The sequence below is a fragment of the Flavobacterium sp. KBS0721 genome (assembly GCF_002007065.3).
GTDB classification, from domain to species: Bacteria; Bacteroidota; Bacteroidia; order Flavobacteriales; family Flavobacteriaceae; genus Flavobacterium; species Flavobacterium piscis.
The window spans coordinates 3003816-3021983 of the sequence record NZ_CP042170.1 but is presented as its reverse complement, the minus strand read 5'-3'; the positions used below and the strand labels follow the sequence as shown (position 1 = coordinate 3021983).

Annotated in this window: 10 protein-coding genes; 2 read left to right on the top strand and 8 right to left on the bottom strand. The window is 35.5% G+C overall.

All coding sequences use genetic code 11. From position 1 onward, the window contains the following. The first annotated feature begins 271 nt into the window (after positions 1–271). The gene (locus tag B0M43_RS13140) at positions 272–1429 is read left to right on the top strand and encodes an IS3 family transposase (RefSeq protein WP_078008977.1); all 1158 of its coding nucleotides are present in this window, start codon (positions 272–274) and stop codon (positions 1427–1429) included. Positions 1430–1459: 30 nt separating this feature from the next. Then, positions 1460–2068 (top strand): IS3 family transposase, encoded by a 609-nt coding sequence (locus B0M43_RS13135; RefSeq protein WP_078008978.1) that lies wholly within the window; start codon positions 1460–1462, stop codon positions 2066–2068. Positions 2069–3169: 1101 nt separating this feature from the next. Here the strand turns inward: B0M43_RS13135 and B0M43_RS13130 are convergent. The 8 genes from B0M43_RS13130 to B0M43_RS13095 form a co-directional block, all read right to left on the bottom strand. Beyond that, complete coding sequence (locus B0M43_RS13130; protein ID WP_078008980.1) at positions 3170–5641, bottom strand: glycoside hydrolase N-terminal domain-containing protein; 2472 nt, start codon at positions 5639–5641, stop codon at positions 3170–3172. Between the two features lie 47 nt (positions 5642–5688). Further along, complete coding sequence (locus tag B0M43_RS13125; protein ID WP_078008981.1) at positions 5689–7665, bottom strand: alpha-L-arabinofuranosidase C-terminal domain-containing protein; 1977 nt, start codon at positions 7663–7665, stop codon at positions 5689–5691. A 20-nt stretch (positions 7666–7685) separates the two neighbouring features. Beyond that, the gene (locus B0M43_RS13120) at positions 7686–9125 is read right to left on the bottom strand and encodes a glycoside hydrolase family 28 protein (RefSeq protein ID WP_078008982.1); all 1440 of its coding nucleotides are present in this window, start codon (positions 9123–9125) and stop codon (positions 7686–7688) included. A gap of 70 nt (positions 9126–9195) precedes the next feature. Further along, complete coding sequence (locus tag B0M43_RS13115) at positions 9196–10725, bottom strand: glycoside hydrolase family 28 protein (protein WP_078008983.1); 1530 nt, start codon at positions 10723–10725, stop codon at positions 9196–9198. 248 nt (positions 10726–10973) lie between these two features. After that, a complete protein-coding gene (locus B0M43_RS13110) occupies positions 10974–12611 on the bottom strand; it encodes a sodium/sugar symporter (RefSeq protein WP_078008984.1) in 1638 nt (545 codons plus the stop codon). Between the two features lie 55 nt (positions 12612–12666). Next, complete coding sequence (locus B0M43_RS13105; RefSeq protein WP_078008985.1) at positions 12667–13809, bottom strand: acyltransferase family protein; 1143 nt, start codon at positions 13807–13809, stop codon at positions 12667–12669. A 107-nt stretch (positions 13810–13916) separates the two neighbouring features. After that, positions 13917–17057: a glycoside hydrolase family 2 TIM barrel-domain containing protein gene (locus B0M43_RS13100; protein WP_078008986.1), complete on the bottom strand. Its 3141-nt coding sequence runs from the start codon at positions 17055–17057 to the stop codon at positions 13917–13919. Between the two features lie 43 nt (positions 17058–17100). Beyond that, positions 17101–17979 (bottom strand): inositol oxygenase family protein, encoded by an 879-nt coding sequence (locus B0M43_RS13095; RefSeq protein ID WP_078008987.1) that lies wholly within the window; start codon positions 17977–17979, stop codon positions 17101–17103. Positions 17980–18168: the final 189 nt, after the last annotated feature.

The window sequence follows — 18168 nt, the reverse complement described above, 5'->3', positions numbered from 1 at the left end:
GTTTTTTTAGTATATATCTTACCTATATTCAGTAATAAAAAATGTCATCTATAAATAATTTTGAAGTAAAGAAATAATCTTTTATCAAAAAAAGTGCTTTTATTTATCTACATGAAAATTGCTCAACAGAGAATATTTATCCATAATTCAAAAATTTATTACCACCTATTTTCTTTTAATTCAATAAGTGGACAGGATTGAATCTCAAACTGCAGATATTATCTTATTTTTAATATTTAACTTAGTTACAATTAAACCGGAATAGTATAAGATGGAAGAAATACAACGACGTCATTCACCTGAGTTTAAAAAAAAAGCGGTTTTGCTGAGTTATGAAAGAAAAAATATTCTTAACACCGCCAAAGAACTTGAAATAACTCCCAAATTGCTTTCTAAATGGAGGTCACTTTATCGGAAATACAAAGGGGGCAGCTTTCCCGGACGAGGCAAAAAAAGAATTTATTACGATGATTCAAAGATTTATGAATCAGAAAAGAAACTTGCAGAATCGCAATTAAGATTAGTGATACTAAGAGAAGGTATTAAATTAAAACCTCAGAGCAAACAAGAGCTGTATAATTTTATCCATCAGAATAAAAATAAATACCCCATTGGTGTAATGTGTCAGGTTTTAGGGGTTTCAACTTCAATGTATAACTTAAGGATGAAACATCCCCTTTCAAATAGAGAAATACAGGTCAGCCTGTTCAAGGATGCAATAACTTCTGTATTTTATGAATCCAGACAATATCATGGCTGTGTCTTAATTGCCAGAGAGCTTTGCAAAAAAGGATTGCATATATCAGAAGACCAGGTTACATTTTTCATGAAGCAGCTTGGTCTTAAACGTAAAGTCAAAAAGAAATACAAAGCAACAACAGATTCCAAGCACACGCTGTTTATTTCGCCAAATATACTTAACAGGCAGTTTACGACAAACAAACCTTCCAAGGTTTGGGTTTCCGACATCACCTATCTGCAGATCGAAAAACGTTTTTTATACCTTACGGTCATAATAGACTTATATGACCGGAAAATAGTTGGGTGGAACCTTAGCTCTATGCTTTCAACTACAACAACCATTCTTCCTGCCTGGAATATGGCCACAAGCAATCGCAAAGTCCAAGAGGGCTTAATTTTTCACTCTGATCGAGGAACACAGTATGCCAATAAACTTTTTACCAGTACCCTTAACCAGCATAAGTGTGTACAAAGTATGAGCAGAAAAGGTAACAGCATCGATAATGCTGTTTCGGAAAGCTTTTTTAATTCATTAAAAAGAGAATTAATATACAGTCAGAAAACATTATTAACCCCAAAAGAGATGAGAGTGGCGATATTTGACTATATAGAAAACTGGTACAACAAAAAAAGAAGACATTCAGCACTTAAATATAAAACAATTGAAGAGTTCAATGCAGATATCTAATGTCAAAAAATAAAATGGTTACTTACATTTATGGAAGCAATTAAAAAACATTACAACCGTGATTTCAAACTCAAAATCGTCAAGTTAAGTTTTGAAAAAGTTAAACTGGAAGATGTCGCTCGAGAATTCAACATAACATACAGAACGTTGTGGAACTGGCGACAAATCTATATTATAAACGGCGAAGAAAATTTCTCTGTTTTAGGAAAAACAAAATTAACTGCCCGGGAAAAAAAAATATATGATCTTGAAATAAAAACTAGAAAATTAGATACTGAATTTAAAATTATTAAAGGAGCAGCAGATTACCTTCAAAAAGGACCACCTTTTATATTTGAATATATAGCTAAAAATGAACAAAATTATTCAAGTTATATAATGTGCAAAATTCTGGCTATAAACTTAGGAAGCTACAACAAATGGAAAAATGAATATGTTTCTGAAAGACAGAAATGGAAAAATATGGTCAAGGAAGAAATAGCATCTATATTTATATCATCGCAAAAGCGTTATGGATCAAAGCGCATAACGGCAGAACTACAAAGATCTGGTTACCAATTATCTTCTGATACAGTACTGAGATATATGCGCGAATTAAATCTGAGTGTTTCAGTTAAAAAGTGTAAAACCAGAACGTAAAAATGTTTGCCTTTAATTTATCTTGAATCACTAACAAAGAAATAAAATCTAAATAAATTACTTTTACAAATATCTGAAAAAAATGAAGTGTTTTTAAAACCCGACAGCAGCAAAAACACTAACAGCAAAACTTGCCCAAATCCCTACAAACCTGATAAAATTCTAACTTTGGTAATTTAAGAAGCTAACATTAGCTACGCGCAATTGTCTTCAAAATACAGCCAACTGCGTGTGAGATGCGAAACGTCAGGCTGTGAAAAAGACTCTTTTCACTATTAAAATCTACGATACTACCATTGAATAAAAATTGTGCCTTGCATTTAGTGGAAAAATTGGTCATTCAGACCATATACTTTCAGCATAATTTGACCGATAGTTTCGGAATGCGTTGATCATTATTATTCAATTTAAATTGATCATGATAATTCTGAATTAATTCTAGTTTAAATTGTTGTTAGTGAAGATCTAATGTTTTGTTTGTCATATGATAATGTTCTACTAGATATATGACAAATTTAAACCAAATTAAGATTGTTATTTCATTTCGACAGATAGTGATCAATTGAACTGATTTTTCCACACTACAGCCAAAAGGCTTCAGTTGAAAACAATCGAAGCCTTTTTTTATTTAAAAAATTACTAATCAATACATTAGTTTTTGTTATAAGACATAACAACCAGAAAATATTTTACGAAAAAATACTTTATTTTTTGGACCACCTGTAAATTAGAAATACAACAATTGAATTCAAATTTACATTTCTCCAAACTCAAAATAGGGCCTGCAGCCCTTAGCTCCGCTTGTGTGCAGTGGAAAGCCTTTTGTGCCGGGGTTCGGCACAAAATATTGCTTCGCCAGTTCGCTAACGCTCGGGTGGAACGTATACCGGGAATAGCTCCAAAAAACAGAACTATATACAATTCACCATATGATCACTTCGAATTAGATTCCGGTAACAATTACCAATACCAAAAAGGTAAGCAATTGGGATATACAGGGTTGAAAGCCGATAAGCACCAGAAGAGAAAGACGGATAGCAGGATATTATTTGTATACACTTTATTTCGTTTTTTATAGTCTGTTTTTCATTATATTTTTGTCTACTTTGATGGTGTTATAAGATAAGAAACTCCTTTTTTAGTCTCAAATACAGCAGAATAACCTATAGACGATTTCGCGCTTTTGATATTCAGTTTTTCAATTTCAAATGGTGCTGCAGCTCTTACAGAACATTTACCGCCATTATTAGACAGAATTGTTGCCTGACTCATTTTACCGTCATTCCATTTTATAGCTACAGTAAAATTACCTTTTGCCGTAATCCCATTTATTTCACCGTCTGTCCAGGCATCGGGAAGAGCCGGCAGCAAATGAATTTCTTTATTTTGACTTTGCATTAACATCTCAATAACGCCCGCTGTTCCGGCAAAATTTCCGTCTATCTGAAAAGGCGGATGAGCATCAAAAAGATTCGGATAACAACCTCCATGTCTGCTATACTCTGTATCGTTTTCTTTTGTTAATCTTAATTGATTTTTGAATAATTTATAAGCATGATTACCGTCTAAAAGTCTTGCCCACATATTGACTTTCCACGCAAGGCTCCAGCCTGTACCGTCATCGCCGCGCAATTCTAATGTTTTCTTTGCGGCTGCGGCCAATTCCGGAGTTTTTAGGGGCGATATTAAATTAGCAGGATGCAAAGCATAAAGGTGTGAAGTATGCCTGTGATGCGGATCTTCATCTTCAAAATCTTTGTACCATTCCTGAAGCTGTCCTTTGCTTCCAATTTGAAAAGGAAGTAACTGATCTGTCGCCTGGCTAACTTTTTGTCTGAATTCTAAATCGGTATTGAGCACTTTAGAGGCTTCGATGGTATTCTCGAATACATCTTTTATGATGCCAATATCCATCGTTGAAGCAGTGGTTACAACACCTCCTTTTTTCCCATCGTAGTAGTATTTGTTTTCCGGAGAAGTCGAAGGCATAGTGACCAGATAACCATTTTTGTCTTTTTGAAGCCAGTCTAAACTAAATTCTGCTGCACCTTTTATAATTGGATATACTTTTTTAAGATATGCCACATCACCTGTATATTGGTAATGTTCCCATAAATGTCTGCTTAACCAGTTGGCGCCCATGTACCAATTGGCCCACATTGGATCTCCTTTTCCAAAATCGCCCACAGGATTTGTTGTTGCCCATATATCCGAATTATGGTGCAATACCCAACCGTTGGCATGATAAAAACTTTTGGCTGTCTCTGCTCCTGTTACCGAAACATTTTTAATGAATTCGTCAAGCGGAAAAAACAATTCAGGCAAACTTCCTGATTCTACAGGCCAGTAATTCATCTGTAAATTAATATTTGTGGTGTAATTACTGCTCCAGGGTGCACGAAGTTTATTGTTCCAAATTCCCTGCAAATTGGCTGGCGTATTGTGTGTGCGGGAAGAGGAAATTAATAAATAACGCCCATATTGAAAAAATAAAGCTTCAAGTCCCGCATCTTTTTCCCCTTTTGCATATTGTTCTAATCTTGTATCTGTTGGCAGATTAGATTTATTGTTTTCTTTTTGATTAAGTTCTAATGAAACTCTGTTAAAGAAATGCTGAAAATCGGCAACATGTTCTTTTAATAAGCTTTCGTATTTTTTACCAACAGCTTTTTTAATTATACTTTCTGCGAATTTATGTTCGTCTTTTCCCTGACTGTCGGGGCATTTATCAAATCCGTTGAAACTCGTTGCTGCTGAAACGAAAAGTAATACTTCAGATGCATTTTTGATAACTAATTTATTTCCGTCAGAACTTAATTCTCCCTCTTTTATAACTGGTTTAACAATTAATTCAAAACGCATTCCTCTACAGCCTGTTGCATCATCATAAATAACAGGTTCTTTATTGTAATCAATGTAATTTGGATCTGAATGAGAAGGTGCTTTTCCTTTTAAAACTAAAGACTGATTTTGTATCGATTTTTGATTTCTTAAAAGACTTGAAGCATCAATGGTAAAAGAAAGTTTTTTTAGCTGATCGGCCGAAAGTTTAATTACAATACATTGTGCCGGTGCAGATGCAAGAATTTCTCTTTTATAATTTACGCCGCTGATGCGAAAATTGGTAACCGTCAATCCGGTTTGCAAATCAAGACTTCTATGGTAAAAATCAGGCTTTTCTCCGCCAAAATCCTGTTTTAAAATAAGATCTCCCAACGGCATAAAACTTTCGCTGTAAGCACCCTGCATGTTTTTAGTCAAATTATAGGCTTTTTCAAAATCTTCACTAGTTAGTGCTTCCCTAATCAGAGCCAGATTTTTAAAAGCATCCGGATTCACATTTTTCTGCACGGGTCCGCCGCTCCACAAGGTGGCTTCATTCAACTGAATTAATTCAGAATCTACTCTTCCAAAAACCATTGCGCCCAGTGTACCATTCCCTATTGGTAAAGCTTCGGTCCATTCAACCGCGGGCTGGTTGTATTGCAGTTTTAAATCCTGCTGCGAATAGGAAGCAAATCCTGTCATTACAGACAGAAGAAAAAAACTTTTTTTAAGAAAATTGTAAAGCATGCATTTTTATTTTAGATTGAAAATCATTTTATAAACTGATTAAAGTATTAAATCATTTTCAGTTTTAAAACCGTTATCGAGTAAGCCGGAAGATTTAATTGCTGGTTTCCTTTTGTTATTTTGTACTCACTTTGTTTTGGAGTTATCTTTTTCGGATCTGCAAATGTATTTTCATCTTGTGTATTTGAGCTTGAAAGTCTTATAATCATGCCTTTTGATCCTAATTTTACTCCTTTTAAATCAACAATAACATCTTGTGCTGATTCGGCTGTATTGACCAGTTTTACAATTATTTCTTTGCTATTCGCATCTTTTACTGCAGAAGCATATAAACTATTTTGCCCCGTTAGAGCCTTTCCGCCTTTGGTAATGCTTAACAAATCTGTCCCTTTATTGGTTGAAAACAATTGCTGTACATAATAGTTTGCTGAACCGTAAGATTGTAAATTATTGAACCAAATCATATCAGGTGTCCATTGCCAGGCATCTTCGTGTGCCATCAAAGGTGCGTAAGATGTTAAATGAACTACTTCTGCATTTCTTTCCAATCCAGTCATAAAAGCGGCTTCAGAAAAAGCGCATTCCCAATTATTTCTGTTATTCGGATTTGCGCCTGAAACACTTTGCGCGGCATATTCTCCAGCAAATATTTTTGGGCCTTTTCTGTCGTAGTTATCATAACGTCCTGCGTTTTCTCTAAACCATTTTGGGCTTTCGTAATAATGTTCGTCTACCAATTCTGCATTTAGTTTTTTAAGTTCCTCCATAGCAAAATCAAAATGTTCGCCTGCAGGAGAAGGACCGCTTCCTGAAACAATTATGATATTTGGATATTTTGCTTTTATTGCTTTTTCAAAAACTTTATATCTGTCAATATAATCTGGTCCCCATTGTTCGTTTCCAACTCCAATGTATTTTAGATTAAATGGTTTTGGATGTCCCATATCTGAACGGATTTTTCCCCAATTCGTCGTGACAGCACCATTGGCAAATTCAATTAAATCTAAAGCGTCCTGCACATAGGGATCGAGTTCGTTTATAGGAGCCAATTCTCCTGTATTGTACTGACAGGCCATTCCGCAGCTTAAAATCGGTAATGGTTCTGCTCCAATATCTTCTGAAAGCTGGAAATACTCAAAAAATCCTAAACCAAAACTTTGAAAATAATCCGGAGTTTGTTTATGGTTGAATTCTACATTCCAGCGGTTCATCTTTGTTTCTCTATCGTCTACATTACCAACTGATTTTTTCCATTGGTAACGATCCGATAATGTTCTTCCTTCAACAATACAGCCACCAGGAAAACGTAAAAATCCAGGTTTCATATCATATAAAAGTTGTACCAGATCTTTACGAAGACCATTTTTTCTATTCTTCCATGTATCTTCCGGAAAAAGCGAAATCATATCTAAATCTATCGTTCCTGTTCCTTCAAAAGTTATTTTGAGCTTTGCTTTTGCTACCGTTTGAGTTGCTGTAATTGATGCCGTATAATTTGTCCATTGCTCTGATTTTGGAACAATGCTGGTTTCTCCAATTACTTTTTGGTCTTTATCAATAAGCTGAATTATAATCTTTTGAATTGCCGAATTGTGATTGGCTGCTTTTAATGAAAGGTTATATTTTGCATCTTTTTTGACTCCCATTCCTCTGAAGCCTTCATTAATTAAAGCGTAACCTTTTGCATTATTGATTTCTACTCTGCAAAAAACCGTATTGTCTGCCTCGATTTTGACTGGCGCAGCGCTTCCCGATTCCTTATTCAAAGAAGATCTTTTTGTATTGGGCTGTTCCCATCCCATCAAAGGTTTATCAAATTCAAAAGACCGGTTTTTTATCAATTCGGCATATAATCCTCCGTCTGCAGCAAAATTGATATCCTCAAAAAACAAACCGAACATGGTAGGCTGGATCTTGGTGATGGTTTTCGACGCATCAACTTCTAAAATTGTTTTTTGAGCATTTACATAAAAACCGCTTACAAGCATGCAAATGGTGAATGTTCTAAGGATATTATTTTTCATAGTTTTTACAATGGAAGGAATTATTTTTTTACAGCCTCTAATTTAGCAGGAAAAGCTGATTGCCCGTCTAAATTTGTTACAATTAATTCATCTACATTTTTACTTTCGATCGCATATTTAAAATAGTCCGGTCTGTTTTTTCCCCATTGCACTGTACAATTCTGCACTTTGATACGTTCTGCTGAATCAAAATAGAATCCCGAAGTACTCCCTTTTACAAATCCTTCTACATTAGAAGGGCGTCTGTCGTATAGGCCGCCCGGAAAAGAAGTTGTTTTATCAATAAAAACACTAACATTGTCAAAAACAATATTTTTGATTTTTTCTTTGGATTCGCCGCTTACAAACACACCATTTTCTCCTGTGCACTGAATATTAGAAAAATAGATGTTTTTTATTTCGCCAACTTTTCCTTCTGTAGCTCCTTTCGGAAAACGCCAGTTGGCATCTTTATGATTTCCTTTTGCTCTGCTAAAAGCCGTTACATAAATGGGTTCTGCTTTTCCCCACCAGGTATCTGTTGTTAATTTACCTTCGATAATGATATTAGAAAAAGTAACATCGCTTACTGTTCCTTCATCTCGATTTTGAATTCCCAACGCACGATTGCTGTTTTTAATGATACAATTATTGAAAACCACTTGTCTGATCGCATCCATGTTTTCTGAACCAATTTTAATGGCACAGCTGCTGCTCGTCATCGTGCAATTGGTCACCGTAATATTTTCGCAGGCTCCAAATTCTTCAAATTCTCTTCTGTTTTTCAAACAAATACAATCATCGCCGCTTTCAATATAACAATCGCTGATTCGCACATTTTTGGAATGATCCAAATCGATACCGTCACTATTACGGACTTTTAAGCTGTTCAACAAAGTAATACCACTGATTACAACATCATTACATCCCACCAAGTGAATAGTCCAGTATGCCGAATTTCCAATATGAACATCTTTGATTCTGATATTTTTTCCTCCAATGATAGTCAACACATGAGGTCTTGGATCAAGTACATTAAAAGGTTTTAAAACATAAGAATCTTCCAGTTCTTCACCCATAAAAGAAATTCCGTTTCCATCTATTTTGCCGCTTCCGCTAATGGTAAAATCCTCCACGTTTTCTCCTCCAATCCAAATCGTTCCTTCTCCCGGATTGGTTCTGAAAGCGCTTTTGGTGTATAATTTTTCATCGGGACTTGCCAATAATTTTGCTCCTGCTTCGATATGAAGATCTACTTTGGATTTTACGTCAATTGGCCCGGCCAAAAATGTAAAGGGTGACGGAATTAAAACCCTTCCGCCGGTTTTACTACAGGCATCAATTGCTTTTTGAATGGCCGCCGCATCATTGGTTTTGCCATCTCCTTTTGCTCCGTATTTTTTTACGTTGTAAACATTCTGTGCCGTAACGGTTAGCGAAAGACAAAAAATTAGGATCGCGATTATATATTTTTTTTTCATGTCATTTATTTATTAAAAACCTTGTTTAATAGCCTAGGCAAAGTTTGGTTTATTTTTTAAAGGCAAAGTCTCAATGCGCAGGCAATTCAAACTTATTTTGCTCTGGTTCTGTTTTTCTTTTTAAAGATTCACTGTCCAGATTGCTAGACGAAACATCTTTAAAAACAATCTGATTAGTTTTATCCGAAGGAATATCAATAGCTTTCATCTTAAGGTTTTTTACATCATCAAAAACAAAAGCCGGACGAAAATCTTCTTTCTCTAGAATCAATTTTATATTCTTCATTTCGATTCCATTTACATGACGAACGTAAAATCCCCAGGAAGGCATTTCTCCAAACATGGAAAATTCAGGATAACCATTTACGTTTTCTTTTACATCTTTTAATCGGCTTAAAGGATGATACGCCATTCCTTTTGACGCTCTTCCCGGATACATAATTTCGATGTTTTCTAAAACCACATTTTCTATCAAATGCCCCGGAATTCCTGCAATAGAAGACGGAAACGGATTATGGAAATAATCAACTTCTGGTCCGCGCAGATCATAATCAATATCCGGACGACCAAAAGGAACCTGCACTTTTACATTTTTGATCGATACATTTTTGATATAACCCGGCTTCTCTCCATTTCTGTGGCCTAAACGAATAAATATAGCATTTCCTGTATTTACCGCAGTAATATTTGAAACCTTAATATTCTCAATCTCGGCTCCATCCACAGATTCAATCGCGATTGCCGATCTGAAAGTATCATAGACCTCGATGTTCTCGATCGTTACGTTTTTGAAACTGCCGTAAGAACCTGTCCCCAATTTAACTGCATTGGCACTCGATCTAATCCTGCAGTTTGCAATGTAAATAGTATTGTTCTGCAATCCCGGCGACTCCGATTTTAAACAAATTCCATCATCTGCCGCATTTACATTGCAGTTTGTTATTCGAACATTTTCACATCCGTTAACATCAATACCATCATTGTTCCAATAAGCGTTACTATTGACTGTCATAGCATCGATTACAATATTTTTGCATTCCGTAAAACACTGCACCCAGCCCGGACTGTTTTTTAATGTGACATTGATCATGGTTATAGAATCGCATTTTACAAACGAAATCAGCTTTCCTCTTCCGTCTTCAGGACGCATTCTCCTGTAATTGTACTTGGGATCAATTCGAACTCCTGTATGATGCAGACTATCAATTGCCAATGCCAGTTCTCTTCCTTGTCCGTCTATAATTCCCTTTCCGTTTACCGCAATATTTTTTGATCCATTAGCTAAAATCAAAGCTCTTATTCCTTCATATTTCGGATAATCATCCGGATTGGTACTTCCTAACAAAATGGCTCCTTCTTCAAAAAACAGTTCCACTCCGCTTTTTAAGTATATGCTTCCTGATAGAAATTTTCCTTTAGAAAAAACAACTCTTCCTCCTTTATTTTTATTAGCCGCATCAATCGCTTTTTGAATAGCTTTTGTGTTTAAGGTTTTGCCATCTCCTACGGCGCCATATTTTTTAATATCAAATACCTTTTGCGCCGAAACGGTTAGCGAAAGACAAAAAATCAGGATCGCGATTATAGATTTCTTTTTCATTTCATTTTATTTATTAAAAACCCTGTTTGAGATAGCCTATGCAAAGTTTTGGTTTATTTTTTTAATCTCGCAAATTCGCAGAGTCGCTAAGTTTTTTTGTTTCACTCAGATGTTACAGATTTAATTAGATTTTTTTTAAATATCATTAGAATCTGCTTGAATCTTTTTAAATCTGCGTGAAACAAAAAATTACAATCTGTGGCAAAAAATTTTGCGCCTTCGAACCTTTGTGGCAAAATTTCGTAAGCTTACCAAAAAACGGTATATAAAGCCACTAATACGCCACAGATAATAAATGAGCCAACAATAAACTCTGATGAGACTTTAAACATCGAATTATCGACTTCTATTTTATGTATTTCAGCTTCTTCCTCAGATACTGGATTTGCCAGACTAATACCAACCATTATAAACACAATTAAAAAGAAAACAATAGTCATTCTGTCCAGGAAAGGATAATCGGGAAAAGCGCCATCTGTCCACATTGGCAGGAATTTTAATATAGCAGCAAGCGGCACTGTTAACAATGCACCTGCAAGTCCTGCTGATGGTGTTGTTTTTTTCCAGAACATTCCCAATAAAAAAACCGCTAAAACTCCTGGTGAAAAGAACCCAACATATTCCTGTATAAATTGATAGGCCTGATCTAATGATTTTAGTGCCGGCGCTACAATTGCAGCAATGATCATACAAACCACCACACACCATCTACCGGTACGTACCAGTTTTTTTTCTGTTGCCTGCGAGTTGAAATATTTTTTATAAATATCTAAAGAAAATATAGTCGAAATACTATTTGCTTTTCCTGCCAGAGAAGCGACAATTGCTGCTGTTAAAGCTGCAAGAGCCACGCCTTTTAATCCTGCAGGAAGTAAATTCATTAAGGTTGGATAAGCCTGATCTGGTTTTAAAACTCCTGCAGCATCTACCATTTCCTGTTGAAACATTCCGTTCGAATGCATCACAAACATGGCTGTTCCCGGTAAAACGGCAATTATCGGAACTAATAATTTTAGAAAAGCGGCAAATAAAATTCCTTTACGGGCTGTTTTTAAATCGGCCCCTAAAGCTCTCTGCACAATATATTGGTTGCATCCCCAATATGCCAGATTATTGATTAACATTCCTCCGATCAAAACAGACATTCCCGGCAGTTCATTATAATGCGGATTTGACTTTTCTAAGATCATGTGCAAATGACCGGGCGCCTGATCAGCAATAATAGACAGTCCTTTTACAATATCTTTTCCAAAACCAAATTGATCTGATAGTAAAGTCAATGCCAAATAAGTGGTTACTAATCCGCCCAGAATTAAAACTATAACCTGAAACATATCGGTGTATCCAATTACTTTCATTCCGCCTAAAGTTACAATCACAGAGAATAAACTCAGCGCAATAACACAAAACTGAAAGCTTACCGGCGCAATAGAAGAAATGGCCAAAGCGCCTAAATAAATGATAGAAGTAAGATTTACAAACACATAAATTAAAAGCCAGATAATAGCCATAATAGTACTTACGGTTCCGCTGTATCGTTTGGCCAGAAACTGCGGCATGGTAAATATTTTATTTTTAAGATAAATGGGTAAAATAAACATCGCCACGATAATTAAAGTAGCTGCGGACATCCATTCGTAAGAAGCAATTGCAAGTCCGATAGCGAAACCAGAACCGCTCATACCAATAAAATGTTCTGCTGAAATATTAGAAGCGATCAATGAAGCTCCAATTGCCCACCAGGTGAGTGATCCCTCTGCTAAAAAATATTCGTTGGAACTAGTCGCTGCGGTTTTCTTGCTTCTGTAAATATACATTCCATAAGCTGTGACTATGACAAAGTAAATAAAGAAAACAATGTAATCTGCGGTTTGTAATACATTCATAATGTGTGGTTATTGTGTGGTTAGATAGTAAAATGTATTTAAATTTGAATGTCTCTCAAATTTTTAGAAACCATTTTCTTTTATATAGAAAATAAAGTAAGAGAAGCTGTACAACGGTTACAGACAACGCCGCAAAAAATGGCTGCCATACAAGCGGAGTAAAATTGATAAGTCCGCCAAAAACATAATCTGCTGTATGTTTAAAATCTACTAAACCTTCGGCAGCGATGTAAATCAAAATTGAATTTGAACCGATTAAGATTAATGGAAATGCCCATTTATGAAAACCGAACAAGTCAATGATCAAATAGAAAAAAACAAAAAACAAAATACTGAATCCGCCGACAAAACATACAAATGAACTTGTCCACAAATGTTTATTGATTGGGAAATTAATATCCCAAATCAAACCTGCCATAATCAGAACAAATGCCGTAAGAGCCATTAAAAGCAATTTTCCTTTTATAGAAAAAGAGTATTTTGCTTTTAAAAATGTTCCTGTAAAAACACCTAATAATGCTGTAGCAATAGCAGGTATGGTAGAAAATATTCCTTCCGGATCATAAACGGTACTGTGCAGTCTGCCTGGTAAAAACAGACGATCAATATAGCCTTCGAGTGATCCTTCTTTGGTCAAAACCCCTGCTCCAAAGTCGGGAACAGGAATCCATTTCATTGCGGCATAATAGCCAATCAAAATAGCGAAGAACCAAATTACTTGTTTTTTTATGTCAAAATTTAAATAGATGATTCCGGCAAAAAACCAGGCCAGTCCAATTCTTCCTAAAACACTTGCAAAACGGGTATGATCAAAACCATCGAATCGCAATAATCCATTTACCACAAAACCTAAAACCAGTAAAATACAGGTTCTCCTCAGCATTGATAAGTAAATTTTTCGCTTTTCGTTACCCGGTAATTCTTGCGGCGTTTTTACACCAGCCATTTCCATTTTCTTTTCAAAAGAGTACGGCATTGAAACTCCTGCCACAAAAAGAAAAACAGGAAAAATCATATCATAAAACGTAATTCCATTCCATTCTGCATGATGCAATTGCGATGACATCCAGATAAAAACGGGAATTGGTGCAGCTTTGGCAAGAGCATGAATAATATGTTCTCCGCTCATAATCCAAAACATAACAAATCCGCGAAGCGCATCCAAAGAAATTAATCTTCCTTTTATAGTATTACTCATTTTTTAGTATTCAGTTTTTAGTCTCGGTTTTCAGTGTTCAGTCGCAGTGTTCAGTCTCAGTATTCAGTGCAAACTGCGACTGAACACTGAGACTGAGACTGATCACTTTAAAAAATTGGTTTTATAATAAATCCGTAGCTATATTCATTTTGAGTCAATAGATACTGTTCGTGAGGAGGTAATCCCCAGCTGTTGTCTCCTCCTAAGCCGCGTTGGGTTAAATCAACACAAACTACTACTTCTTCTCTTGGAGTAATATCGCTGGAATGAATGTTCTTTTTAGAAATTCCTCCGTCGAAATCACTCGGATAATTATTTAAAGTACTCATCCCTAAAGGTTGCAGACCTTTTATTTCCAGGCCATTTCCTTTATTGCCTGACAATTTAAACCAGCGTATATCTGTCTTGTATCCATTTTCCTGTGGGCGTGTATAAGGCACATATTGGTCTGCAACTTTACTGTAATAAATTCCTTTTAATGATGATGTTTTTCTGTCTGAATAATTTTCTAAAGGTCCTCTTCCGTAATAATCCAGATTTTCTAATGTGTTTTTTAAGGTAAAGATCATTCCGAAACGCGGCAGTTCCGGCACCGGATTATTGCCTTTTTTATAAGATGCTTTTATTTCTAAAGCACCGTCGTTTCCTAATGAATATTTGATGGTATAATCAGAAGCAACATCATTCAGTTTTAAATTGGCAACGATATATTGCTTCCCGTTTTCCTCCGACTGCTCAATGCTCTCTAAACTGGTATTTTTACCTGCAGTTCTCCAAACATTCGCTCTAATCTGCATTTTATTCCCGATATCATTATCCGTTGGTGCTCTCCAGAAATTTGGTTCAGGATATTGTTTAAAGTATTCCTCGCCTTTTAAGCTATAGAAAGAAATTAATCCTGTTTTTTTGCTGATTTTAACCACAACATTATCTGAAGTCAACACAAACTGCTCTTTTTCGTCCTGAATTTTAGCAGTATTTACTTTTTCTGTTTTTACAAAATAGTTGGATTCTCCGATAACAAACTGCTCTTTGGCAATTTCAAAATTTTGAGGAAGTAAATCAGAACTTGTTTTAGTATATGCAAAAACATTCAGTAAATATTCTGTCCCATCTTTTGATTGTAATTTTGGTAAATCAAGCTTAAACTGCTTTTTCGTTTTAGGATCTAAAACAACATTAAAAATTCCTTCTTTAATTATTTTTCCGTTTTCCAGAACCTCATATTTAAAGTTGTATTTATTCAGATTTGTAAAGCCAAAATCGTTGATGATTTCGATCACTCCGCTTTTGATATCTATAGCGTTAAATAAAATATCCTGATATACTTTTTTTACTTCAAACGCACCTGGATGTGGAGTTCTGTCTGCATAAACCAATCCGTTATGGCAGAAATTTTCGTCGTTCAAATAGTTCTGGCTTCCCAAATCGCCGCCATAAGCCCAGTATTTTCTACCAACTTCATCTGTTGCTTCAAATCCCTGATCAACCCAATCCCAGATAAACCCACCTTGCATATTTTTGCTTCCGCGAATGATATCCCAGTATTCCTGAAAATTACCACTACTGTTTCCCATCGCATGCGAATACTCACACATGATATAAGGGCGTGTAACTTCTTTACGTGCCGCATATTCTTTCATGTGCTCTATTGTTGGGTACATTGGACAAACGATATCTGTGTTTTCATTTTCCTTTGCCTGCTCGAACTGAACCAATCTTGTATTATCTCTTTTTTTGATCCATTTGTAGGCTTCGTGAAATACAGGCCCATTGGCACTTTCGTTACCTAATGACCAAAGAATTACCGATGGAGCATTTTTATCCCTTTCAACAAGGCTATAAATTCTATCCAGATGTGCTTCTCTCCATTCCGGAAGAAAACCCGGATTCGTTTTTGGATTCATCCAAATTAGAGGCTGTCCTTCTACTCCCATTCCATGGCTTTCAATATTGGCTTCATCTACCAAAAACAAACCGTATTTATTACATAGTTTTACCCATAAAATATTGTTTGGATAATGACTGCAGCGTACTGAATTAATGTTCAGTTGCTTCATCATTTTGATGTCTTTCATCATCGTAGCTTCGTCCTGATAATGTCCCGTTTTCGGATTATGTTCGTGAATGTTTACCCCATGAACCATTAAGCGAACTCCGTTTACCAGTAATTGTCCGTCTTTTAATTCTACTTTTCTGAATCCGATTTGAGTGGAAACGGTTTCTACAATATCACCTTTTGCATTTTTTAAGGTCAAAAGCAAGGTGTATAAATTTGGCGTTTCACTGCTCCATAATTTTGGATTGGAAACATTTTGAGAAAAATTTAAAGTCTTAATTTTTGATGCTTCAAAATTGACATTCAATTCTTTTGTAAATACATTTTTTCCTGAAGCATCTACCAATTTCGCCGTCAATTTTTGATTGTTAACAGCAGTTGAAGTCAGGTTTTTTAAACTTACTTCTACATTTAAACTTCCGTTTTTGTATTTTGCATCCAAATCTGGTTTGGCAAAAAAATCCGAAATCCGAACATTATCTGTACTGTACAAATACACATTTCTATCAATTCCGGAAAGTCTCCACATGTCCTGATCTTCCAGATACGAACCGTCACTCCATCTGTAAACTTCTACAGCCAAATTATTTTTTCCTGGTTTTAAGTACTTCGAAATATCAAATTCTGCCGGACTTTTGGTGTTTTCGGTATAGCCTACTTTTTCACCATTTACCCAAATATACATAGCAGACGTTCCTGCTTCAAAATGTAGAAAAACATGTCGGTTTTTCCAATTTTCCGGCAGTACAAAATCTTTTTTATAAGATCCCACAGGATTATCCCAATGATTGATAAAAGGAGGGTTTTTCTCAAAAGGATAGGTTATATTGGTATAAATTGGTACTCCGTAACCATTCAGTTCCCAATTTGAGGGCACTTGAAGTTCTTTCCAATGCAGTGTACTGAAATCTGTTTTATAAAAATCTTTCGGGCGCTGATCCGGTGTTGGCGACCACGCAAATTTCCATTGCCCGTTTAGAGAAAAATACCACGGAGAATTTTCATATTTATCACTTATTGCGGAAGTTTCGTCTGCATAAGGAAGAAAAGCGGCACGCGCGGGTTCTCTGTTAATTTGAAATACTTGCGGATTTTCCCAATCGTTGCGATCTTGTTCCTGAGCCGAAACAAAAGTTCCGCAAAGTACCAGCAGGGTTAATAAAAGTATTTTGGTTTTGATTTTATGCATTATTTTGGTTTTAGATAGCTTTCAAATGAAATTTTTGATATTTCTAGAATTTCATTTTTTCAGGTAAATATTTAGCAACTAATTCTTTATAATAAGGAAGTAATGCTTTTACATCTGGTTTAATCGGGGCTTTAGTGTATAAATCGTACGGATTGAACTTTCTTACCCAGTCAAACATTTCTATGTCTTTTTCATTCATTAAATGGGCATAAGCATTTTCTTTATGCTGTGAATAAAAAGAATGATAACGAATCATGTATAAAGCCGGATCAGGAAGATAGTCTTTCATAATCTGATACAAATATTCATCATGACCCCAGCTCATTTTTACCTTATCCAATCCGCAGTTTTGGGTGTAAACACCAAATTTGGTATTGAATCTTTCGTCTGTATAATCGGGGTTTTCTTTAAAAAAATCTGAATAAACAATCTTATCTGAGTAAGCACAGCCAACCGGAAATGTATCGCCGACCACTGCCCACTGTGGTTCTCCGAACAAGCATAAAATTTTACCCAAATCATGGATAAATCCCGTTAAGACAAACCAATCAGGGTGGCCGTCTGCTCTAATGGCTTCCGAAGTCTGTAAAAGGTGTTGTGTTTGGTCTAAGTCAATATCTGGGTCGCTGTCGTCTACAAGTGTGTTCAAAAAATCAACAGCTTCCCAGATTGACATTTCTTTTTTATTGAATTGTAGAAATTCTGCTTCTTTATTACAAACAAAATCATAGGTTTGATAGGTGTGGTTTATTCTATAAAATTCCTTAACGGTTTCTACTCTTTCTGAATCCACATAATTTCTAAATTCTTCTTTTTGCTTTTCAGAAACACTTTCAGAAGGATCTGGATATCGCAATAACAAATCGTCTTCCCATTCATCTAAATTATTCAACGGATTGTCTGTATCTATATTCTTTTTCATGGTCTAAAAGTTATAAGTTATAAGACAAAAATAGAATTACCTATCCCGTTCAAAATGGATTAATACATCATAAACATGGATTATTCTTATTTATGTAGGATTTTTACACACTCTTCACTTAGAAAAACATTATTTATGTTCTTGTTTGTCATTTCAATCCCGGGGCTTTGGGAGAGAAATCACAATAGA

What these genes read in the sequence shown, in the direction of transcription:
- B0M43_RS13140 (WP_078008977.1), top strand. Translation starts at nt 272, where the DNA reads ATGGAAGAAATACAACGACGTCATTCACCTGAGTTTAAAAAAAAAGCG.
- B0M43_RS13135 (WP_078008978.1), top strand. Translation starts at nt 1,460, where the DNA reads ATGGAAGCAATTAAAAAACATTACAACCGTGATTTCAAACTCAAAATC.
- B0M43_RS13130 (WP_078008980.1), bottom strand. Translation starts at nt 5,641, where the DNA reads ATGCTTTACAATTTTCTTAAAAAAAGTTTTTTTCTTCTGTCTGTAATG.
- B0M43_RS13125 (WP_078008981.1), bottom strand. Translation starts at nt 7,665, where the DNA reads ATGAAAAATAATATCCTTAGAACATTCACCATTTGCATGCTTGTAAGC.
- B0M43_RS13120 (WP_078008982.1), bottom strand. Translation starts at nt 9,125, where the DNA reads ATGAAAAAAAAATATATAATCGCGATCCTAATTTTTTGTCTTTCGCTA.
- B0M43_RS13115 (WP_078008983.1), bottom strand. Translation starts at nt 10,725, where the DNA reads ATGAAAAAGAAATCTATAATCGCGATCCTGATTTTTTGTCTTTCGCTA.
- B0M43_RS13110 (WP_078008984.1), bottom strand. Translation starts at nt 12,611, where the DNA reads ATGAATGTATTACAAACCGCAGATTACATTGTTTTCTTTATTTACTTT.
- B0M43_RS13105 (WP_078008985.1), bottom strand. Translation starts at nt 13,809, where the DNA reads ATGAGTAATACTATAAAAGGAAGATTAATTTCTTTGGATGCGCTTCGC.
- B0M43_RS13100 (WP_078008986.1), bottom strand. Translation starts at nt 17,057, where the DNA reads ATGCATAAAATCAAAACCAAAATACTTTTATTAACCCTGCTGGTACTT.
- B0M43_RS13095 (WP_078008987.1), bottom strand. Translation starts at nt 17,979, where the DNA reads ATGAAAAAGAATATAGATACAGACAATCCGTTGAATAATTTAGATGAA.